Below are 21,388 nucleotides of genomic sequence, written 5' to 3'. Positions count from 1 at the left end.
GCCGCTCAGCGCGCCGGGCCGCCCGCCGCGCCGGGCCGTCGGCGCGGACGGTGCTGCGCGGCGACCGGGAACAGCCCGGGCATCCGGCGCGTTCGTGCGGTCATGACCGCCGACGCCGCTCCTGAGATCCTCCGCTACGCCGCCTTCGCCACCCGCCCCGAGGGCGGCAACCCGGCCGGCGTGGTGCTCGACGTCACCGGGCTGACCGACGAGCGGATGCTCGCCGTCGCCGCCGAGGTCGGGTACTCCGAGACCGCCTTCCTCACCGCGGGCCCGGCCGAAGGGGCGTACCGCGTACGGTACTTCAGCCCGCTCGCCGAGGTGCCGTTCTGCGGCCACGCGACGGTCGCCTCCGCCGTCGCCCTGGCCGGGCGCACCGGGCCCGGACGGTACGTCTTCGCGACCGCGGCCGGGGACGTCCCGGTCGAGGTCGAGCGCGACACCGACGGGCTGCTGCGCGCCACCCTCACCAGCGTCGAGCCGAAGGTCGAGGAGGTGCCGGCGGCCGACGTGGCGGAGGCGCTCGCCCTGCTCGGCTGGTCCGCCGCGGACCTCGACCCGGCCCTGCCGCCGCGCACCGCCTACGCGGGCGCCCGGCACCTGGTCCTGCCGGTCGCCACCCGCGAGCGGCTGGCCCGGCTCGACTACGACTTCGACGGCCTGGCGGCCTTCATGCGCGCCCGCGACCTGACCACCCTGCAGCTCGCCTGGCGGGAGGCGCCCGAGGTCTTCCACGTCCGCGACCCGTTCCCGGTCGGCGGCGTGGTCGAGGACCCGGCCACCGGCGCGGCCGCGGCCGCCTTCGGCGCGTACCTGCGGGAGCTGGGCGCGGTGACGGCCCCGGCGGTGCTGACCCTGCACCAGGGCGACGACCTGGGCCGCCCGGGCCTGCTGCGGGTCGACCTTCGGTCCGAGGACACCCGGGTGCGGGTCTCGGGCACGGCGGTGCCCATCGGCTGACGAGGGGGCCCGGCCTCAGGACGGGGGCTGCGGCAGGACCTGCTCGCCCTCGTCCCGGGGCTCCTCGAAGGTGGCGAAGTAGCGGTTGAACAGTTCCGCGCTCACGGTGACGGAGTTGGCGCCCTGTCGCGCATTGCGGATCGCGAGCCGGCGCTCCAGCGTCGCCCGGTCGGCCTTGAGGTGGACCAGCTCCCAGCGGCAGCCGTGGCGCTCCACCAGCGCCTTGTAGTCGTCCCGGGCGGCGCGGCTCCGGAACGTGTAGTCCACCACCACGTCCCGCCCGGCTCGCATCAACTCGACCAGCTCCACCAGCTGTTCACGGCGGATCTCGTCCTTGAGGCGGTCGAACTCCGCAGGCGGCAGGAGCAGCCCGGCGTCGCACCGGCCGAGCCGCTCCCACACCACCTCGTCGATCGACAGCCGTACGTAGCCCCGCTGGACGAGGCCCATCGCATAGGTGGTCTTGCCCGCCCCGGGCAGACCGCACATCAGCACCACCGTGCTCGATCGCCGTGCCACTGGCCCAGGTTAGCCCCGGGGCGGCCAAAAATCGGTCGCATCGACCCCGTCCCGTCGGGGAAGCTGCTCGGATGCAGCGAGCGAGCAACCGGACCGTGACGGTCGACATCACGTACGGGGACGAGTACTTCGGGCAGGTGGGCCCCTTCGAGGTGGACCTCGGCTGGTGGTCCTCGGTGGACGAGGTGGTGGCGCGGGCGACGGCGGCTGCCGGGGTGCCGGTGCTGGTGGCGCGGCTGGTCGACGGGCACAGCGAGGACCCGGGCCACGGCGGGCGGGTGCGCTACCACGCCGAGGCGCTGCGCCGGCCGGCCGGTCTGAACTCCCGTCCCCTGGACGGCGATGCGGCCGCGCTGCTCGGCCCGGCCGCGCTGCTCGGCCCGGCCGAGCGCCGCGCCGCCTGGGCCACGCCTGCGGGCCTGCGGGCGGCGCTGGCCTGGGCGGAGGCGGAGCTCGCCGCCGTCGGCCGCCCGCAGGCCGGGCCCGCCCGGCAGATCCGGACCTGGAACCTCTCCGGCCTCGTCCGGATCCCCACCGCCACCGGCGTCGACGCCTGGCTGAAGACCACGACGCCCGCGTTCAACGCCCGCGAGGGCGAGGTCATCGCGCTGCTCGGCGGCGTCGACCGCGCGCTCGTCCCGACCGTCCTCGCCGCCGACCCCGCCGGCGGGCGGCTGCTGCTCGACCACGTCCCCGGCGAGGACTGCTGGGCCCCGTCCGCCGGGACGGTCGCCGACCTCGTCCCCCGGTTCGTGGCCGCCCAGGCCGCGCTCGCCGACCGCCCGGCCGACCTGGCCGGACTGCGCGACCGCACCCCGCCCGCCCTGGCGGCCCAGCTGACGGCCCTGCTGGACCGGCTGCCCGAGGAGACCGACCTGACGCCCGAGGAACTGGACGGCCTGGCCGGCTTCGCCGCCGGCCTGCCCGGGCTGCTGGACCGGCTCGCCGACTGCGGCCTGCCGCAGACCCTGGTGCACGGCGACTTCCACCCCGGCAACTGGCGTTCGGACGGTGCGGGCACGGTGGTCGTCGACTACGCCGACTCCTGCCTCGGCCACCCGGCCCTGGACGGGCTGCGCCCCCGCGCCTACATCGGCCCGGAGGCTTGGCAGCACCACGTCCGGGTCTGGACGGAGGCCTGGCAGCGGCACGCCCCCGGCTGCGACCCGGGCCGCGCCCTGGAACTCGCCGAGCCGCTCCACCACCTGTCCTACGCCCTGCGCTACCAGGAGTTCCTTGACCACATCGAGCCGAGCGAACGCCCGTACCACGAGGGCGACCCGGCCTCCGAGCTGCGCGCCCTGCTGGCCTGCGCCCGGGGTGCGTAGCCGGGCACAGGCAGGAGGCGCGTTCGCGGCTGCTCGGGTTGCGGCGGATCGACGGGCCGGCAGGGTCGGCGGGTCGGCGGATCGGCGGGGTGGGTGGGTCGGCGGATCGGCGGGGTGGGCGGGGTCGGCGGGTGCCGGTGGCGTTCGGCGCCGCGTTCGTGGTCCCACCCCTGGCCGGTCGCGGCCGTCGGGCCGGAGCGGCCGCAGCCGGCGGGCGTTGGCCCGCAGGCCGGGAATCGGATCCCCGTCAACGGGGTTGGCGGGGACGAGAGCCGTTATTGGAGGGTCATGCGAGCGATTCAGGTGTACGAAGTGGGCGGTCCCGAGGTGCTGCGGGAGGCCGATGTGGCCCAGCCGCGGCCCGGTCCGGGCGAGGCGGTCGTGGAGGTCGCCGCATCCGGCGTCAACTTCCTCGACGTCTACCACCGCGAGGGCCGATACGTCCTCCCGCTGCCTTTCACTCCGGGCACCGAGGGCGCCGGCACGGTCGTCGAGGTCGGACCGGGCGTGGCCGACGTCGCCGTGGGGGACCGGGTCGGTTGGGTGGAGATCCCCGGCTCCTATGCCGAGCGGGCCGTCGTGGACGCCTCGCGGCTGGTGCCGCTGCCCGACGACATCGGCTTCGAGACCGCCGCCGCCGTGCTCCTGCAAGGAATGACCGCGCACTATCTCGTCACGGACGCCTACCCGGTCCGGCGGGGCGACACGGTGCTCGTGCACGCGGCTGCCGGCGGCATGGGGCTCCTTCTGACCCAGCTCGTCACCCACCTCGGCGGCAGGGTGATCGGCACGACGTCGACCGCGGCGAAGGCCGAGTCGGCGAAGCGTGCCGGGGCCGCCGAGGTGATCCTTTCCTCCGCGGTCGACGATCTCGCAGCCGAGGTGCGGCGGCTCAACGGCGGTCAGGGACTGCCGGTTGTCTTCGACGGCGTCGGCGCGCACACCTTCGACGCGAGCCTCGCCAGCCTGCGACCCCGCGGCCATCTCGTGCTCTTCGGCGCGGCGAGTGGTGCCGTGCCGCCGTTCGATCCGATGCGGCTCGCCCGGGGCGGTTCGCTGACCCTGATCCGGCCCAGCCTCGGGGACTACATCGCCGACCGGTCCGAACTGCTCCGACGGGCCGCCGATGTGTTCGAGTGGGTGCGCTCCGAGGCGCTCGAGGTCACCGTGACGGGCCGCTACGCGTTGTCCGAGGCCGCCCGGGCCCACCGCGACCTGGAGGCCCGGCGTACCACCGGCAAGCTGCTCGTCGTACCGGATGCGGCCGCTGTCGGAGACACCCCGAACGGCGGGGCCGGCTGACACGGCGTCAGGTCGGTCCGCGAGATCACTGACGGGACAGTCCGTAGACTGCCGGGGTGGAACGACCGACGCCGGCCCCCGGAGCCCTCGGGACTCCCGTCCTGCCCGAGCTGCCGCTGCAGGAGCTGGAGTGCTTCGCCGTCCTCGTCCACCAGCTGCACTTCGGGCGGACGGCGGAGCGCCTGGGCGTCTCGCAGGGGCGGGTCTCCCAGCTGATCAAGCGCCTGGAGAGCCGGGTCGGGGCGCCGGTGTTCCGACGTACCAGCCGCCGGGTCGAGTTGACCGAGCTGGGGCGGGCGCTGGCCGAGCAGGTGGTGCCCGCCTTCGAGCGGCTCCGGGACGGGTACGAGGCCGCCCGGTCCGCGGCCGCCACCGCCCGTCCGCTGCGGCTGGGCTTCCAGTGCGCGGTGTACGAGCCGGTGGCCCGGGTGATCGCGAGCCTGCCGGAGGGTACGGCGCAGCTGGTCGAACTGCCGTGGGCGGACCCGTTCTCGCACCTCGCCCGGGGCGAGGTCGACCTGGCCATCGTGCTCGCCCCGTGCCGGGAGCCGGGGCTGGAGGTGCTGATGGAGTTCTCCCGGCAGCCGGTGTACGTGGCGGTCTCGGCGGCGCGGAGCCTCGGCGGGGCGGACGGGGTGAGCGCCGACGAGCTGGCCGCGCTGCCGCTGATCGAGCCGCGCGGCCCGGCGCCCGAGTACTGGCGGCAGGTGAACGCGCCCCGGCGGACGCCGGGCGGGCGGGAGCTGGCGTACGCGGCGGGTGCGGCCACCATCCAGGAGGGCCTGTCGATGGTGGCCAGCACCCGTCAGGGGCTGCTGCTCTGCGAGCGCAGCACGACGTACGTCCAACGGCCGGACATCCGCTTCCTGCCGGTGCCCGAGCTGGGTCCGACCACGCTGGAGGTGGTCCGGAACGAGCGGCGGCCGCACCGGATGGCGGGCGCGTTCGTGGAGCTGCTGGCCCGGCACGTCGACTGAGAGCGGCGGCTACGACCGCCGGTCGTGCGGCCGGGTGAGCAGGGCGAGCAGCAGCCCGACGGCCGTCAGCCCGGCCGCGGTGAGCAGGACGGCGTGGTTCCCGGCCCGGTCGACGACCAGGCCGCCGGCGAAGGAGCCGAGCGCGATGCTCGCGTTGAACACGCCCGCCCAGACCGCCGCCGAGGCCTCGATCCGGGCCGGGTCGGCGGTGCGGACCCAGGCCTGGGTGGAGATCGACACCCCGCCGTACGCGGCGCCCCAGACGACCAGCACGAGCAGCACGGTGACGACGCCGGTGGCGTACCCGAGCAGGGCGGCGGCCAGGGCGACACCGGTGAGGGCGAGCAGCACGGCGGTCCGCGGCCGGCGTCCGGACAGCGGGCCGAGGGTGAAGTTCCCGGCGACGCCCGCGAGTCCGTACACCAGCAGGCAGGTGGCGATCACGCCGCTGCTCAGGCCCGCGCCGGATTCCAGGACCGGGCGGACGTAGGTGTAGCCGGCGAAGTGGCCGAGCACGACGAAGCCGGTGATCGCGATCCCGGCGGCGACGCCCCGGTGGCGCAGGGCGTCGGCCAGGCCGCCGAGCCGGGCGCGCTCGGACACCGGCAGCGCGGGCAGGGTGGCGGCGAGGACGGCGGCTGAGCCGGCGCCGAGCAGGGCGAGCGCCCAGAACGCGGCCCGCCAGTCGAGCAGGGCGGCCAGGTAGGTGCCCAGCGGGACGCCGAGGACGGAGGCGATCGAGATGCCGGAGAAGATCAGCGTCATGGCGAGCGCGAGGCGCGGGCCGTCGGCCAGGCGCGGGCCGATGCTCGCGGCGAGGCCCCAGACGATGCCCATGGCGGTGCCGAGCAGGACGCGCCCGACGGCCAGCACGGCGAAGTCCGGCGCCAGCGCGGTCACCGCGTCGGCCAGGGCGAGCAGCAGCATGAAGGCGACCAGGACGGTCCGGCGGTCGCGCGCGCCGACGAGCAGCGGGGCGAAGGGGGCGAGGACGGCGGCGATCAGGCCGGTGATGGCGAGGGACAGCCCGGTGACCCCGTCGGTGACCCCGAGGCTGTCGGACATCGGGGTGAGCAGGCCGACCGGCATCATCTCGGAGGAGACCACGGTGAAGGTGGCCAGCGCGACGGCGAGGACCGGGGACCAGCGCTGCGCGGCGGGTGAACCGGCCGGTGGGGCAAGGGTTTCGGCGTTCGTCATGCACCCCAGCCCACCAGCCGGCGGCGGGGCCGAACAAGATCGATGAGCTCATGGACCGATTAGCCGGGCTCATCGATCACCCGAGGCGGGAGCACGCTCCGGTGGCGCCCACCGCGACGACCGCGGCGGGCGCCACCGGGGCGGGACTCACTCCGCGGGGTCGATCCGGTAACCGCCGCGGGCCGAGTGGAGGCTGAGCGCCTCGACCGGGCAGAAGTCCACCGCCTCGCCCAGCCCGTCCGTCAGCTCCGCGCCGCCGTCGGCGTACGCGGCCAGCGGGGCGGCCAGCCCGTCGGCGCCGAGGACCAGCGAGTCGGGCGCGCTGAGGGCGCACATCCCGGAGCCGATGCAGCGGTCCCGGTCGACCCGGACGACGACCGGCTCGGTGTCCGCGCGGCCCGTCACCAGACCACCCGCAGGGAGTTCGGGCTGCGGGTGAGCAGGCCGCGCCGCCAGTCGATCCGCTCGACCGGGTCGGCCAGCCGCAGGGCGGGCAGCCGGCGGGCCAGCCGGTGCAGGGCGAGCTCCAGCTCCATCCGGGCCAGCCAGGCGCCCAGGCAGTGGTGCGGCCCGGCGCCGAAGGTGAGGGTGGGGGCGGCCAGCGGGGAGAACAGCTCGGAGTCCAGGCCCCCGATGAAGGCCTCCGGGTCGTGGTTGGCGGCCTGCGCGTCGGCGGCGACCACGCTGCCGGCCGGGATGACCACCCCGCCGATCTCGACGTCCTCGACGGTGCGGCGCAGCAGTCCGGGCATGTGCTCCTGGGCGTCGCCGAGCGGGACGGCGCGCAGCAGTTGCTCGGTCGCGGCGGCGGCGCCGGCCTCGTCGGAGGTGAGCCGCTGCCAGGCCTCGCGGCCGTCCTGGAGCAGGTAGACCAGGGCGTTGCCCAGGCTGGTCATGGTGGTCTCGTGGCCGGCCACGACCAGGCCGATGACCAGCAGGACCAGCTGGCCCTCGCTGATCGAGCCGTCCTCGGCGGCGGCCGCGAGCAGGCCGCTGACCAGGTCGTCGCCGGGGGCGGCCCGGCGCTCGGCGATCACCTCGGCGCCGAAGGCGGCGAACTCGGTCATCGCGGTGAGGATCTCGTCGGCGCTGTAGGCGGTGGTGGAGAGCGCGTGGTCGCTCCAGTGCGCGAGCCGCTTGCTGTCCAGGTTGTCCAGGCCCATCAGCCGGCTGATCACCGCCACCGGCAGCGGGCGGGTGTAGCCGGCGACGACGTCGGCGGGGGAGCCGTGGTCGATCAGCTCGTCGATCAGCGACTCGACCACCGAGGCCACCCAGGGCCGCCAGCGTTCGATCGCGCGCGGGGTGAAGGCCCGCTGCACGGTGCGGCGCAGCCGCTGGTGCTCGGTGCCGTCGATGTTCAGCATGCTCTGCGGGTCGTCCAGGATGTTGGGCGTGACCGTGATCGGCGGGGCGTCCGGCGCGTAGAGCGGGGCGCGGCCCAGCCGCGGGTCGGTCAGCACCTGGCGCACGTCGGCGTGCCGGGTGACCAGCCAGACCGGCGTGCCGGTGGGCAGCGCGGCGAGGCGGGGCGGGCCGGGTTCGAGCCGGCGCATGCAGTGCATCGGGGGGAGCGGGGCGGTGCCGGCGCTGGTCGCACTGTTCTCGGTGGACATCCGTACTCCAGACTCCAGGGCGGTGGGCCGCGGGATGCGAACCGACGGAGGGTGAATCCGGGGATGGTGCGGGGGGACGGGTGGTGCGGCCGGCTGGCGGCTCGACACGGGCCGGGGTTCGGTCGGGCTCCTACGGGTTTGTGGCGTTGACGGGTGTGTGGCGCTGACGGGTGTGTGGCGCGAAATGTGCGGGCGCGCACGGTCGGTACGCACCCGGCGCGGCCGGCGCACGGTCGCGCGCCGACGGGTGGGGCGGGTGTGCTGAGCGTGGTCGCGTGGACCGTCTCAGCTACGACCGTACGTGGGCGGCGGGGCGCCCGTCTGCGGCAGTTCCAGCCAACGCCGGTGCTTTCCGGGCACTTCGGGGCGGGCTGACCGGCGCTCAGCGCCGCCTGCGCGCCCCCACCCTCGCGGCCGCGCCGGGCCGTCGGCGGGCCCCCGGCGCATATCCGGACGGCACGTGCCCCGGGAGGGCGCGTGAGGGCGCGTGAGCCGTCGGGATGGCGGGCGATACGCTTCGTGGGCAGTTCGTCTTGCAGTCTTTTGTCGCAGGTCACGCCGGTGCGGATCGGTACCGGCCGACGGAGGTGGAATCGGATGCCCCAGCAGGTCAAGGCAGTCATCGCGCGCGCCAAGGGCGCGCCCGTGGAGGTGGCCACGATCGTGGTGCCGGACCCTGGCCCGGGCGAGGCGGTGGTCCGGATCCAGGCGTGCGGCGTCTGCCACACCGACCTCCACTACCGGGAGGGCGGCATCAACGACGAGTTCCCGTTCCTGCTCGGCCACGAGGCCGCGGGCATCGTGGAGTCGGTCGGCGAGGGCGTCACCGAGGTCGAGCCCGGGGACTTCGTCGTCCTCAACTGGCGCGCGGTCTGCGGCCAGTGCCGCGCGTGTCTGCGGGGCCGCCCGCAGTACTGCTTCAACACCCACAACGCCAAGCAGAGGATGACGCTGCTGGACGGCACCGAGCTGTCCCCGGCGCTGGGCATCGGCGCGTTCGCCGAGAAGACCCTGGTCGCGGCCGGCCAGTGCACCAAGGTGGACCCGGCCGCCGAGCCGGCCGTGGCCGGCCTGCTGGGCTGCGGCGTGATGGCGGGCCTCGGCGCCGCGATCAACACCGGCAACGTCGGCCGCGGCGACTCGGTCGCGGTGATCGGCTGCGGCGGCGTCGGCGGCGCGGCCGTGATGGGCTCCCGGCTGGCGGGCGCGGCGAAGATCATCGCGGTGGACATCGACGACCGCAAGCTGGAGACCGCCCGCAAGCTGGGCGCCACCCACACCGTCAACTCCCGCAGCACCGACCCGGTCGAGGCGATCCGCGAGCTGACCGGCGGCAACGGCGCGGACGTGGTGGTCGAGGCGGTCGGCCGGCCGGAGACCTACAAGCAGGCCTTCTACGCCCGCGACCTGGCCGGCACCGTCGTCCTGGTCGGCGTGCCGACCCCGGAGATGACGCTGGAGCTGCCGCTGCTCGACGTCTTCGGCCGCGGCGGCGCGCTGAAGTCCTCCTGGTACGGCGACTGCCTGCCCTCGCGGGACTTCCCGATGCTGATCGACCTCTACCTCCAGGGCCGGCTGGACCTCGGCGCCTTCGTCACCGAGACCATCGAGCTCGACCAGGTGGAGCAGGCCTTCGAGCGGATGCACCAGGGCGACGTCCTGCGCTCGGTGGTGGTCCTGTGACCGGGCGCAGCGAGCGTACGGGCGCTCGGATCGACCGGCTGGTGACCGCCGGGACCTTCGAACTCGACGGCGGCAGCTGGGAGGTGGAGAACAACGTCTGGATCGTCGGGAACGACGAGGAGGCGGTGGTGATCGACGCCGCGCACGACGCCGGGGCCATCGAGGCCGCGCTCGGCGGGCGCCGGCTGCTGGCGATCGTCTCCACCCACGCGCACAACGACCACATCGACGCGGCCCCGGCCCTCGCCGACCGCACCGGTGCGCCGGTCCTGCTGCACCCGGACGACCTGCCGCTGTGGAAGCTCACCCACCCCGAGCGGCTGCCGGACGGCGAGCTGGCCGACGGGCAGCGGATCGAGGTGGCCGGCGTCGAGCTGACCGTGCTGCACACCCCGGGCCACGCGCCGGGCGCGGTCTGCCTGTACGCGCCCGCGCTGGGCACCGTCTTCACCGGGGACACCCTCTTCCAGGGCGGCCCGGGCGCCACCGGCCGGTCGTTCTCGCACTTCCCGACGATCGTCGACTCGATCCGCGAGCGGCTGCTGACGCTCCCGGCCGAGACCGTGGTGCGCACCGGCCACGGCGACCCGACGACCATCGGCGCCGAGGCCCCGGCGCTGCCGGAGTGGATCGCGCGCGGGCACTGACGCCCCCGCCCGTACGGCCCCCGGGGAAGCACCGTTCCCCGGGGGCCGTACCATCCGGTCATGGCCCATGACCCGCGTGACCTCGACGAATCCTTCCTCGCCTTCTGGCGGGAGCGGCACATCTCCACGCTGACCACCACCCGCCCGGACGGCACGCCGCACGTGGTGCCGGTCGGGGTGACGTACCAGCCGGAGACGGGGACCGCCCGGGTGATCACCAGCCGTACCAGCCGCAAGGCCCGCAACGTCGCCGAGGCGGGGCCGGGAGGACTGCGGGTCGCGGTCTGCCAGGTGGACCGGGCCCGCTGGTCCACCCTGGAGGGCGTGGCGGTCGTCCGCGACGAGCCCGAGCAGGTCGCCGAGGCGGAGCGCCGCTACGCCGAGCGCTACCGCGAGCCGCGGGTCAACCCGGACCGGGTGGTCATCGAGATCACCGTCGACCGTGTCCTCGGCCGGGCCTGAGAACGCCCGCGCCCCACGGTCCCCACCCTCCTCAGCTCTGCCATCGCCCGACCGGCGATGGATTCGTCACTGTCGGTGACGTGAATGCTACATTAAGAATTTGGAACTGGCCTCTGCTACTTCTTCCACGACGGCGCGTTGATGTGATCTGATTGGCCGCGCACGGTCACGGCGGGGGCGATGGGTAGCAGGACACCCGCTCCGGCAACTCGGGGGAACGACACCGGGCGCGCGAATCCCGCGCACCTGAATGTGAGCACTCGGGAGGGGGGAAGGGATCGGTGTGCGGGTGTGCCGGGGGGCATCCCGACGTTCTCCGGTCGTGAATGCGGTACCGATGTTCCGCGGGTGCGGACGGTGGTGTGAAAACTCGGCGGTAGCGGCTCGTCGGCGCAGGAAATGGCGTCGGAAAGCCGGTCTCTTGTGCTGCCCGTTCGCCACCTTCGGGGGAAATCGACGCCCCGTCGAACCGTTCTGTCGTCGGCCTCGAATTCCGGCCGCACGAATTTCCTGAAGACCTGGCACGGCGACCCCGCGCGGTCGCTGATCCCGTGCCCGGGTCAGAGGTTCTGATCGCGATTCAACATGCCCGGGGGCGACCGCGGAACCATGCCGTGGCGCTCCGTCATGAGGAAGGTGCACCGAGTCATGTCTTCTGCAAGCACCGCGCCGAAAGAACTGGACTGGACCCTGGAGGAGGGCAAGCCGGCGACCCTCGTCGTTCCCCGATTCGAAGGCACCGAGGAGGCCTGCGCGTGGCTGAACGCGCTCCTGCCCGACCTCCGCACCGCGCTTCAAAGGTACGGCGCGCTGTACCTGCGCGGACTCCCGGTCGCCTCCGTTGAGGACTTCGCGCTCGTCCGGGACGTCCTCGTCCCGCAGCGGACGCCCTACCGGGAGAAGGCGACGCCGCGCAGCAGCTTCGGCAACGACGTCTACTCGTCCACCGATCTGCCGCCGGCCCAGTCGATCCGGATGCACAACGAGAACAGCTACACCCTGACATTCCCCGGCCTCCTGATGTTCGCCTGCCTGATCGCCCCGGAGGAGGGGGGAGCCACCCCGGTGGCGGACTGCCGCGAGGTGCTGCGGAAATTGCCCGCCGCCCTGGTCGAGCGGATGCGCGCCCACGGCTGGACCCTGCACCGGAGCTACTCCGAGCACATCTCCGTGAGCTGGGAGAAGGCATTCGCGACGGAGCGCCGGGAGGACGTCGAGAAGTACTGCGCGGAGAACCTGATCTCCTGCCGCTGGGACGACGAGGGGAATCTGAAGACGGTCCAGCGGCGGCCCGGAATCGTCCGGCATCCGGCGACGGACGAGGAGGTCTGGTTCAATCACATGGCCTTCTGGAATTCCTGGTCGCTGGACGAGGAACTCCGTGAGACGCTCGTGGACGAATTCGGCGCGGACGGCCTGCCGTTCGAGACCGGCGTGGCCGACGGGCAGCCGCTCACCCGGGACGAGCTCGAGATCATCAACACCGCCTACGCCGAGGCCACGGTGCGCCAGACCTGGCAGCCCGGCGACGTCATGCTCGTCGACAACGTGCTCACCGCCCACGGCCGCGACCCGTTCCGGGGCGACCGCAAGATCGTCGTCGCGATGGGCAACCCCGTCGAACTCGAGGACTGCCGGCCCACCGTGGCGGCCTCGGCGCTGGCCGGCGGTGCCGCGTGAGCATCACCGAGGAGCCCCTGGCCCCGGCGGCCCGGACCGCCCCCGTCGACCCGATGGTCCGGTTCCGGCAGGCGGTCGAATCCGCCCCCGGCCGGATGGCCGTGCGCGGGACCGACCGCACCCTCACCTTCGCCGAACTCGACCACGAGGTGCGGCAGTTGGCCGCGAAGCTGGCCGAGCGCGGGCTGGCCCGCGGCGCCCGGGTGGGCGTCAGCATGCACCGCGGCGCGGACCTCGTCGTCGCCCTGCTCGCCGTGTGGCGGGTCGGCGCCGCCTACGTGCCGCTGGACCCGGCCTACCCGCAGGAGCGCCTCACCCACATGGTGACCGGCGCGGGCCTGCGCACCGTCCTGGCCGAGCCCGGCAGCGGGCCGTCCTGGCCCGCCGGGGTCGAGGTCCTCACCCTCGCCGACGCCCGCACCGCGCCGGGCGCGGCCCCCGACGCCCCGGCCGCGCAGGCCGACCCGGCGGACCCGGCGTACGTGATCTTCACCTCCGGCTCGACCGGGACGCCGAAGGGCGTCGAGGCCACCCGGGGCGGCGTGGCCGCGCTCGCCGCGGACCTGGAGGAGGCCGGCTACTACGCCGCGGGGCCGCGGGTGGTGGCCTGGAACGCGAGCATCTCCTTCGACGCCTCCGTCCAGCAGTGGGCCCGGGTCTGCCGGGGCGACAGCATCGTCGTGATCGGCGAGAACGAGCGCACCGACCCGGCCGTGCTGCGCGCCCTGCTGGACGAGCACGCCGTCGACGACCTGGACCTGACCCCCTCGCACTGGGAGGTGCTGCGCGAGGCCCTCCTCGCCCCCACCGCCGACGGCCGCGTGCTGCGGCTGTTCATGGGCGGCGAGCCGGTGCCGGCCGAGGCCTGGCGGGAGTTGGGCGAGGCCCGCGACGCCGGCACGGTCGAGGCGATCAACCTGTACGGCCCGACCGAGTGCACGGTGGACGCCACCGCGGCCTGGATCACCGGCGACGGCCCGCACATCGGCCGCGCGCTGCCCGGGTTCACCTCCCACGTGCTCGACGAACACCTGCGCGCCACGGCCGTCGGCGAGCCGGGCGAGCTCTACCTGGCCGGGCCCTCGGTGACCAACGGCTACGTCGGCCGGCCCGCGCTGACCGCGCAGCGGTTCGTCGCCGACCCGACCGGCGCCGGCCAGCGGATGTACCGCACCGGCGACCGGGTGCGGCTGCGCCCCGACGGCGCCCTCGACTACCTGGGCCGGGTCGACCGGCAGATCAAGATCCGCGGCTACCGGGTGGAACTGGGCGAGATCGAGACGGCGCTCGCCGCGCACCCGCAGGTCAGGGCCGCCGCCGTCGTCCTGCACGGCACCGCGACCGCCGGCGACCAGCTGGTCGGGTACGTCGTCCCGGAGGGCGACGGCGCCCCGCGCGACCGGGAGCTGCAGGACCACCTGGGCGGCCTGCTGCCGTCCTTCATGGTCCCCTCGGCCTTCGTCACGCTGGAGGCCATGCCGCTGAGCGTCAACGGCAAGGTGGACCACCGGGCCCTGCCCGCCGTCGACGAGGCCCGGTGGGCCGACGCGGGCCAGGAGCCGGGGGACGAGCCCCAGGGCGAGTTCGAGACCCTGATCGCCGGCGTCTGGGCCGAGGTGCTCGGCCGCCAGCGGATCAGCCCCACCGACAACTTCTTCTCGCTGGGCGGCCACTCGCTCATCGCGCTGCGCGTCATCGGGCGGCTGAAGAAGCAGTTCGGCATCACCGTGTCCACGAAGGAGGTCTACCAGCACCCCGAACTGCGGACGCTGGCGGAGTTCGTGGCGTCCCGTCGGACGGAGGGCAAGTGAGCACCGCGCAGGACACCACCGTCATCAGCATCCAGCGCCCGAAGGACGCCGCCCTGTCGCTGATCTGCCTGGGCTTCTGCGGCGGCGGGACGGCCTCCTACCACCTGTGGGCCGACGCCGTGCCGGCCGACATCGCGCTGTCGGCGATCTGCTACCCGGGCCGGGAGGGCAGGTTCCTGGAGGACTTCGCCACCGACTGGGACGAGCTGGCCCAGGACGCCACCGCGGCCGTGCTGTCCGCCGTCGACGGGCCGTACGTGCTCTTCGGGCACAGCATGGGCGGCTGGATGGCGTTCGACGTCGCCGCGCGGATCGAGCGCGACGGCGGGCCGGTGCCGCGGAACCTGGTCGTCTCCTCGGCCAACGCACCCGCCCGCGGGCTGACGCCCCGGGACATGTTCCCGTCCCAGCAGGACGACGACGACGGCCTGCTGCTCTGGATGAAGACCCACGGCCTGATGCCGGCCCACGTCCTGGAGGACCCGGAACTCCAGGAGATGGCCGTCGAGTTGATGCGGGCCGACATCCGGGTGCGGGACACCTTCCGGTACACCGACGGCGCCACGGTGAGCATGCCGGTGCAGATGCTCTCGGGGGCCGACGACGACGTGATCGAGGCCAACGCGGGCGAGCAGTGGCGCGCGCTGGCCCTGGGCGAGTACCGCCACGACGTCCTGCCCGGCGGGCACTTCTACACCCCGGAGGTCTGGCGGACCCTGCCCTCCAGGATCGCCGCCCTCGACCCGGGCGAGAGGAGCTGACGATGGGCACCGACGCCACGCTCGACGTGATCGTCAGCGGCACCGAGTCGGACTCGCACACCTGGAACCTGGTCTTCCTCCAGCTCCAGCTGGAGGACTGGGGACACCGGGTGCGCAACCTCGGCCCGTGCCTGCCCGGCGGGGAACTGGCCGAGGAGTGCCGGCGCGGCGCCCCCGACCTCATCGTGCTCAGCAGCGTCAACGGCCACGGCGAGAGCGACGGACTGGCCGCCGTCGCGGCGCTGCGGGCCGTCCCGGAGCTGGCCGGCACCCCGGTCGTCATCGGCGGCAAGCTCGGCACCGGCCGGCAGCTGTCGGCCGGGGCGGGCGGCGGAACCGGCGGGGAGATGACGCACCGGCTGCTGTCGGCCGGGTTCTCCGCGGTCTTCCACGAGGCCTCCGGAGTGGCGGAGTTCGAGCGGTACGTCGCCGCCCTCGGTGCCGAGAAGGCGAGGCGGGCCGGCCGCGTCCTGGAGGAGCTCCGCGCCGCCCCCACCCCATGAACGACCGGCCGGTCAACGCGTTCGCCGACTTCGTCCGACGGTCGCACGCCCGGGGCAGCCTGGTGGTGCAGCCGCGGATGGGCTTCGGCGACCCGCGCGCCATGCGGGAGGGGCTGATCGCCGTCAAGGGGGCCAACGCCACCACCGTCGGCACGGTCACCCTGGACAGCTACACCCGGCTCGGCAAGCTCGCCGACGCCCGGCGGGCCGTCGCCGAGGGCGGCGACCTCAACGGGTACCCGATCCGGACCCACCCCCCGGAGACCAACCGGGGGGTGCTGGAGGGCGTGCGCGACCGGGACTTCCCGGTCCAGGTGCGGCACGGCTCGGCGAGCCCCCAGGGCATCATCGCCGCCTCGCTGGCGGCGGGGCTCGACACCACCGAGGGCGGCCCGGTCTCCTACTGCCTGCCGTACGGCCGGCTCCCGCTGCGCCGGGCGGTGCGGAACTGGGAGCGGTCCTGCGAGCTGATGGTCCGGGCCCGCGCCCACGACGTCGAACCGCACGTCGAGACCTTCGGCGGCTGCATGCTCGGCCAGCTGTGCCCGCCCGGCCTGCTGGTGGCGATCAGCCTCCTGGAGGGCGTGTTCTTCCGTCAGCACGGCCTGCGCAGCATCTCGCTGAGCTACGCCCAGCAGACCAACGCCGAACAGGACCGGGAGGCGGTGCTGGCCCTGCGCCGCCTCGCCGGTGCGCTGCTGCCGGACGTCGACTGGCACATCGTGATCTACAACTACATGGGGGTCTACCCCCGCACCCGCTCGGGCGCCCTGCTGCTGCTGGAGCGGGCCGCCGAGCTGGCGGTGCGCACCGGGGCGGAGCGGCTCATCGTCAAGACGGCGGCCGAGGCGCACCGCATCCCCACCGTCGGGGAGAACGTCGAGGCCCTGGAGATCGCGGCCCTGGCCGCACAGAACGCGGGCGGATCGGGGCCGCCGGACACCGGGGCGGGCAGCGAGGTCCTGGACGAGGCGACGGCGCTCGTGGACACCGTCCTCGGCCTGAACGCCGACGTGGGCGCCGCGCTGGTCGAGGCGTTCGCCCGGGGCCTGCTGGACGTCCCGTACTGCCTGCACCCGGACAACGCCGGGCGGGCCAGGAGCTACATCGAGTCCGACGGGCGGCTGCGCTGGTCGCACACCGGCGCGCTGCCCGTACGGCCGCACGGGCGGTCCGCCGACCGGCGCTCGATGAGCGCGGCGGACCTGCTCCGGGCCCTGTCCCACGTCGCCCGTTCGTACGACGAGAGCGCCGCCACCACGCTGGACCGGCTGCCCGGGATCTCCGGCTGAACCCCTGCCGGAACCGCAGGACGGAAAGCCGGCAGGACCGGAGAACCGGCAGGACCGGAGAACGCAGGACCAGAGAACGCAGGACCAGAGAACGCAGGACCAGAGAACCGAAGGAAGAGACCCCTTGACCAGCGAGTTCGAGTCTGCACGGCCCGGCGCACTGCCGGACCACCTCAAGAACCCCCTGACGCAGTCGGTGCTGCGGATCCAGAACCAGATCGTCCAGGCGGGCCGCGAACTACTCCTCGACGAGGGGTTCGTGGAGCTGCTGCCGCCGATCATCGGACCGGTGACGGACCCGGGCGGCCGCGGCGCCAAGCAGGTGGACGTCGACTTCTACGGCCACCGCTACAAGCTGATGACCAGCGCGATCCTCTACAAGCAGGCGTCGCTGCTCGCCTTCGACAAGGTGTTCTACGTCGCGCCGAACGTCCGGCTCGAACCGCTGGAGACCGCCAACATCGGCCGGCACCTGGCGGAGTTCCACCAGTTCGACGTCGAGATCGCCGGCGCCACCCAGCAGGACGCGATGCGGGTGGCGCAGTCCATCGTGACCGCGGCGGTCGAGCGCGTGGTGCGGACGATGGGCCCCGAGCTGGACGCCCTGGGCCGGGACACCGACGCCTTCACCCCGCTGCTCACCCGCGACGCCCCGTTCGAGCGGATCACCCACGGCGACGCGATGGCCGAACTGGCCCGGCTGGGCCACGAGCAGAACCACGACGCCGAGATCGACTGGCGCGGCGAGGGCCTGCTCTCGCACAAGTCCGACGCGCCGTTCTTCATCGTCGACTACCCCAAGGGCTCGCGCGGCTTCTACGACCGCGAGGACCCGCAGCGCCCGGAGGTCCTGCGCAACTTCGACCTCATCGCCCCCGAGGGGTTCGGCGAGCTGATCAGCGGCAGCGAGCGGGAGTTCGACTACGCGCGGATCATCGCCCGGATGCGGGAGAGCGGCGAGAACCCGGCCAAGTACGAGTGGTACCTGAAGATGGTCCGCGATGGCATCCCGGGCAGCGCCGGCTTCGGCATCGGCATCGAGCGGCTCACCCGCTACGTCGCGGGGCTGGACGCGGTCTGGCAGGCCACCCCGTTCCCGAAGGTCCCCGGGGTGGTCTCGCCGTGAGCCGGGTGCTGAGCGCCCCCGGGTTCCCGGAGGACGCGATCCGCGCCCGGGCCAGGGAGGGCGCCGCCCGCGCCTTCCCCCCGACGGACGGCTACGGCCTGACGCTGTTCGGCGCCGGCGGCGCCCCGCAGTCGGCGGCGCCCCGCGGCGGGGACGTGCTGGACGCGCTGCGCCTGGTCCCGCCGGTCTTCATGCCCCAGCGGCTGGAGAAGCTCACCGACCTGGCCCGCGAGCCGCTCTACGGCGACGTCGAACTCGCCACCGACATCGGCGGGTTCCGCTCGGCCCTGCCGGTCTACGTCTCGGCCTTCGGCTCCACCCAGGTCGCCTCCTCCGGGCTGGGCCTGGCGGCCAGCCGGCAGGCCGGACGCCTGGGCATCCCGCTGGTCATCGGCGAGAACGTGGTGCCGACCAACGGTTTCGCCGGCGACGCGGACGAATCCGCCGCCACCGGCGACAGCATGCTCGCCCGGCTGCGCGCCTACGAGCAGGAACTCCCCGACGGGATGGGCGGGCTGGCGTTCCAGCAGAGCACCGAGGACGCGGACGCCGAGGTGTGGAACCAGATCTACAGCGCCCCGGCCGCGAAGGCGCTGCTGGAGTCGGGCCGGCTGGCGTTCGAACTGAAGGTGGGGCAGGGCGCCAAGCCCGGCCTCGGCGGGATGACGGTGCTGAAGCGCTCGGCGGCCGACCGGTTGGCGGCGCAGTACAGCACCGACGAGAGCGTCTTCGGCGGCGGGCCCGGCGCGGACGACCGGGTGCTGCGCTCCAGCAGCCCGGGCACGTTCACGGCGGAGATCCTGCGCCAGCAGATCCGGTTCATGCGCAACAACTATCCGCGCGCGCGGATCTGGGTGAAGCTCCCGCCCGGGCGCGACATCCACGAGGCGGCGGTCGTGGCGTGGACGAGCGGCGCCGACTCGGTGACCGTCGACGGCGCCGAGGGCGGCAGCGGCTGGGCGCCCAGCAGCTTCCTCGACCAGGTGGGCCTGCCGCTGGGCGAGTGCCTGCGCCGGCTGGGGCCGCCGTCCGGGTCGCACTGCCTGCTGGTCTCGGGCCGGATGTGGGAAGGGGCCAGGGCCGTGAAGGGCCTGGCGCTGGGCGCCCGCGCCGTCGGGCTGGGCCGGGCGGCCCTGCTCGCGGCGGACGAGGACCCGCAGGACGGGATCACCCGGCTGGTCGCCTGCCTCGCCTTCGAACTGCGGCTGCTGATCAGCGCGCTGGGCAAGTACACGCCCGCCGCCCTGGCCCCGGAGGACGTCTGGCTGCCGGAGGCGGCCGGGCCGTACCTCCTGCCGTAGCCCGCACCTCCTGCCGTAACCCGTACCTCCTGGCGTAGCCCGTACCTCCTGCCGTAGCACGCCGAACCCGGTTGCGAACCGGGCGGAGCCCTTTCGAGTACCTCCACCCCGTTGAGAAGGAGAACCGCTGTGACGAACCCGTTCGAGGACGCCGAGGCCCGCTACGTGGTCCTGGTCAACGACCAGAACCAGCACTCGCTGTGGCCGACCGCGATCGAGGTCCCGGCCGGCTGGACCACGGCCTTCGGCGAGAACGACCGCCAGGCCTGCCTGGACTACATCGAGCAGAACTGGACCGACCTCGCGCCGCGCCCGACGACCGTCGGCTGACCCGTCGGCTGACCCCGAGGCTCCTGACCCCGAGGCTCCATTCCCCACACCCGCGTACGGCCCCGGCCAGGTGACGGAACACCTGGCCGGGGCGGCCGGTCACGCGCACTGAGCACCGCTCGATCACCTTGATCACCTTGATCGTCGCCGGACAGGCACCAGACAGGCACCAGAGGAGATGTCATGGCTCAGCAGAAGGAACCCACGACCGGGCAGCAGGCCGCGGCCAAGGGCGGTCGCGGTCCCGGATCGGCGCAGGAGGAGATCCTGTGCGGCCTTTTCGCTGAGGTCCTCGGTGTGCCGTCGGTGGGTGTCGACGACAACTTCTTCGCGCTGGGCGGGCATTCGGTCCTCGCGACCCGGCTGATCAGCCGGATCCGCACCACGCTCGGTGCCGAGCTCGGCATCCGGGAGCTGTTCCGGAACCCGACCGTCGCCAAGGTGGCGGAGCGGTTGAAGGAGGGGCGTCCGGCGCGTCCCGCCCTGGTTGCGGGGGAACGGCCGGAGGTGCTGCCGTTGTCGTTCGCGCAGCAGCGGCTGTGGTTCCTCGACCAGCTGGAGGGGGCGTCGGCGGTCTACAACAGCCCGTTCGCGTTCCGGTTGAGCGGTTCGGTGGACGTCGAGGCGTTGCAGGCGGCGATCGGTGACGTGGTGGGTCGGCACGAGGCGCTGCGGACGGTCTATCCGGCGGTCGACGGCCGGCCGCGTCAGCTGGTGCTGCCCGTCGGGGACGTCGAGGTGCCGTTCCGGGTCGAGCCCTGCACGGCGGAGGAGGTCGAGGAGCGGACCTCGGCCGAGGCCTTCGCCACCTTCGACCTGGCGACCGAGCTGCCGTTGCGGGTGGTGCTGTTCACGCTCGGCGAGGACGAGTCCGTCCTCGTCGTGACGACCCACCACATCGCGAGTGACGGTTGGTCGATGCGTCCGCTGTGGGAGGGGGTGGCGTCGGCCTACCGGGCTCGGTTGGCCGGGAAGGCGCCGGAGTGGGAGCCGCTGCCGGTCCAGTATGCGGACTACTCGCTGTGGCAGCACGGGCTGCTCGATGACGTCCTGGGTGAGCAACTGGCCTACTGGTCCGAGGCGTTGAAGGATTCGCCGCAGGAGTTGGCGCTGCCGCTGGACCGGCCCCGGTCGGGGGTGGTGTCGTCGGCGGGTGGCCTGGTGGAGATCGGGCTTTCCGCCGAACTGCACGTCGAGCTGGAGGCGTTGGCGCGTCGGCACGGCGTCACGCTGTTCATGGTGCTGCACGCGGCGCTGGCGGCGCTGTTGTCGCGGCTGGGCGCGGGCACGGACATCCCGATCGGCACGGTGGTGGCCGGGCGTTCCGACCAGGCGCTGGACGACCTGGTCGGGTTCTTCGTGAACGCGCTGGTGCTGCGGACGGATGTGTCGGGTTCGCCGAGCTTCGGTGAGCTGCTGGGCCGGGTCCGTGACACGGACCTGGCGGCGTTCACCCATCAGGACGTGCCGTTCGAGCGGTTGGTGGAGGAGCTGAATCCGGTCCGCTCCGCCTCGGTGCATCCGCTGTTCCAGGTGATGCTGGTGCTGCAGAACAACATCGAGGGGGTGCTCCGGCTCCCGGGTGTCACGCTGGAGACGGAGACCCTGGCCGCCGCTCCGGCCCGGTTCGACCTCAACGTGATCTTCTCCGAGAAGCACGACGCCGCCAGCGGCCCCGCCGGTATTCGGGCCGAACTCCACTACGCCGCCGACCTCTTCGACCACGCCACCGTCACCACGCTGGCCGAGCGCCTGCGTCAGGTGCTGGTCGCGATGGTGGTGGATGCGGGGCAGTTGGTCGGTTCGGTGGATGTGTTGGTGGGTGGTGAGCGTGAGCTGATCGTGTCCGGGTGGGGTGGTGACTCGGGTGCGGTGCCGGCGGGTTCGGTG

20 protein-coding genes are annotated in these 21,388 nt (G+C 73.8%); 16 read left to right on the top strand and 4 right to left on the bottom strand.

Annotation, left to right across the window (positions count from 1 at the left end; translation table 11 throughout):
• The first annotated feature begins 102 nt into the window (after nt 1–102).
• A complete protein-coding gene (locus tag ABZW03_RS16215; RefSeq protein WP_355257685.1) occupies nt 103–960 on the top strand; it encodes a PhzF family phenazine biosynthesis isomerase in 858 nt (285 codons plus the stop codon).
• A gap of 15 nt (nt 961–975) precedes the next feature.
• Here the strand turns inward: ABZW03_RS16215 and ABZW03_RS16210 are convergent, their stop codons facing one another.
• Entirely contained in the window at nt 976–1,479 is a 504-nt protein-coding gene (locus tag ABZW03_RS16210) for an ATP-binding protein (RefSeq protein WP_355257682.1), read from the bottom strand.
• Nucleotides 1,480–1,550: 71 nt separating this feature from the next.
• Between ABZW03_RS16210 and ABZW03_RS16205 the strand changes: the two genes are divergently transcribed.
• The 3 genes from ABZW03_RS16205 (at nt 1,551) to ABZW03_RS16195 (ending at nt 5,086) form a co-directional block, all read left to right on the top strand.
• Nucleotides 1,551–2,807 carry an aminoglycoside phosphotransferase family protein gene (locus tag ABZW03_RS16205; protein ID WP_355257679.1) on the top strand — a complete coding sequence of 419 codons (1,257 nt, stop codon included), beginning with the start codon at nt 1,551–1,553 and terminating at the stop codon, nt 2,805–2,807.
• A gap of 288 nt (nt 2,808–3,095) precedes the next feature.
• A complete protein-coding gene (locus tag ABZW03_RS16200) occupies nt 3,096–4,109 on the top strand; it encodes a quinone oxidoreductase (RefSeq protein WP_355257677.1) in 1,014 nt (337 codons plus the stop codon).
• Between the two features lie 56 nt (nt 4,110–4,165).
• Nucleotides 4,166–5,086: a LysR family transcriptional regulator gene (locus ABZW03_RS16195; RefSeq protein ID WP_355257674.1), complete on the top strand. Its 921-nt coding sequence runs from the start codon at nt 4,166–4,168 to the stop codon at nt 5,084–5,086.
• Between the two features lie 9 nt (nt 5,087–5,095).
• On the opposite strand, the gene ABZW03_RS16190 is transcribed toward ABZW03_RS16195, so the two are convergent.
• The 3 genes from ABZW03_RS16190 to ABZW03_RS16180 all read right to left on the bottom strand — a co-directional run bounded on the left by ABZW03_RS16190 (nt 5,096) and on the right by ABZW03_RS16180 (nt 7,902).
• Nucleotides 5,096–6,286, bottom strand: coding sequence for an MFS transporter (locus ABZW03_RS16190; protein WP_355257671.1), 1,191 nt, complete (start codon nt 6,284–6,286; stop codon nt 5,096–5,098).
• A gap of 147 nt (nt 6,287–6,433) precedes the next feature.
• On the bottom strand, nt 6,434–6,691 hold the full coding sequence (locus ABZW03_RS16185) for a ferredoxin (RefSeq protein WP_355257668.1): 258 nt from the start codon (nt 6,689–6,691) through the stop codon (nt 6,434–6,436).
• Nucleotides 6,688–7,902 carry a cytochrome P450 gene (locus ABZW03_RS16180; protein WP_355257665.1) on the bottom strand — a complete coding sequence of 405 codons (1,215 nt, stop codon included), beginning with the start codon at nt 7,900–7,902 and terminating at the stop codon, nt 6,688–6,690. Before ABZW03_RS16180 ends, ABZW03_RS16185 begins: the two co-directional genes overlap by 4 nt.
• A 597-nt stretch (nt 7,903–8,499) precedes the next feature.
• On the opposite strand from ABZW03_RS16180, the gene ABZW03_RS16175 reads away from it, so the two are divergent.
• From ABZW03_RS16175 to ABZW03_RS16120, 12 genes are all read left to right on the top strand, one after another.
• Nucleotides 8,500–9,585, top strand: coding sequence for an S-(hydroxymethyl)mycothiol dehydrogenase (locus tag ABZW03_RS16175; protein ID WP_355257662.1), 1,086 nt, complete (start codon nt 8,500–8,502; stop codon nt 9,583–9,585).
• Entirely contained in the window at nt 9,582–10,232 is a 651-nt protein-coding gene (locus ABZW03_RS16170; protein WP_355257659.1) for an MBL fold metallo-hydrolase, read from the top strand. The genes ABZW03_RS16175 and ABZW03_RS16170 overlap by 4 nt, the downstream gene beginning before the upstream one ends.
• 60 nt (nt 10,233–10,292) lie before the next feature.
• Nucleotides 10,293–10,694 carry a TIGR03618 family F420-dependent PPOX class oxidoreductase gene (locus ABZW03_RS16165; RefSeq protein WP_355257656.1) on the top strand — a complete coding sequence of 134 codons (402 nt, stop codon included), beginning with the start codon at nt 10,293–10,295 and terminating at the stop codon, nt 10,692–10,694.
• 648 nt (nt 10,695–11,342) lie between these two features.
• Nucleotides 11,343–12,374 carry a TauD/TfdA family dioxygenase gene (locus tag ABZW03_RS16160; RefSeq protein WP_355257653.1) on the top strand — a complete coding sequence of 344 codons (1,032 nt, stop codon included), beginning with the start codon at nt 11,343–11,345 and terminating at the stop codon, nt 12,372–12,374.
• A complete protein-coding gene (locus ABZW03_RS16155; RefSeq protein ID WP_355257651.1) occupies nt 12,371–14,185 on the top strand; it encodes a non-ribosomal peptide synthetase in 1,815 nt (604 codons plus the stop codon). Before ABZW03_RS16160 ends, ABZW03_RS16155 begins: the two co-directional genes overlap by 4 nt.
• Nucleotides 14,182–14,946, top strand: a complete 765-nt coding sequence (locus ABZW03_RS16150; RefSeq protein WP_355257648.1) for an alpha/beta fold hydrolase — start codon at nt 14,182–14,184, stop codon at nt 14,944–14,946. Before ABZW03_RS16155 ends, ABZW03_RS16150 begins: the two co-directional genes overlap by 4 nt.
• Before the next feature lie 2 nt (nt 14,947–14,948).
• The gene (locus ABZW03_RS16145) at nt 14,949–15,449 is read left to right on the top strand and encodes a methylaspartate mutase (RefSeq protein WP_355257645.1); all 501 of its coding nucleotides are present in this window, start codon (nt 14,949–14,951) and stop codon (nt 15,447–15,449) included.
• Nucleotides 15,446–16,741 (top strand): methylaspartate mutase, encoded by a 1,296-nt coding sequence (locus ABZW03_RS16140; RefSeq protein ID WP_355257643.1) that lies wholly within the window; start codon nt 15,446–15,448, stop codon nt 16,739–16,741. Before ABZW03_RS16145 ends, ABZW03_RS16140 begins: the two co-directional genes overlap by 4 nt.
• Before the next feature lie 124 nt (nt 16,742–16,865).
• Entirely contained in the window at nt 16,866–17,867 is a 1,002-nt protein-coding gene (locus ABZW03_RS16135; protein ID WP_355257640.1) for an asparagine synthetase A, read from the top strand.
• Entirely contained in the window at nt 17,864–19,168 is a 1,305-nt protein-coding gene (locus ABZW03_RS16130; RefSeq protein ID WP_355257637.1) for a glutamate synthase-related protein, read from the top strand. Before ABZW03_RS16135 ends, ABZW03_RS16130 begins: the two co-directional genes overlap by 4 nt.
• A 129-nt stretch (nt 19,169–19,297) precedes the next feature.
• Nucleotides 19,298–19,498, top strand: coding sequence for an MbtH family protein (locus tag ABZW03_RS16125; protein ID WP_355257634.1), 201 nt, complete (start codon nt 19,298–19,300; stop codon nt 19,496–19,498).
• 183 nt (nt 19,499–19,681) lie between these two features.
• A partial coding sequence (locus ABZW03_RS16120; protein ID WP_355257631.1) for a condensation domain-containing protein occupies nt 19,682–21,388 on the top strand: 1,707 nt, incomplete at its 3' end.

Source organism: Kitasatospora sp. NPDC004799, from assembly GCF_040609095.1.
Lineage (GTDB): Bacteria > Actinomycetota > Actinomycetes > Streptomycetales > Streptomycetaceae > Kitasatospora.
Note: the sequence above shows the minus strand (reverse complement) of the source record. Positions and strands in the feature narration are given on the sequence as shown.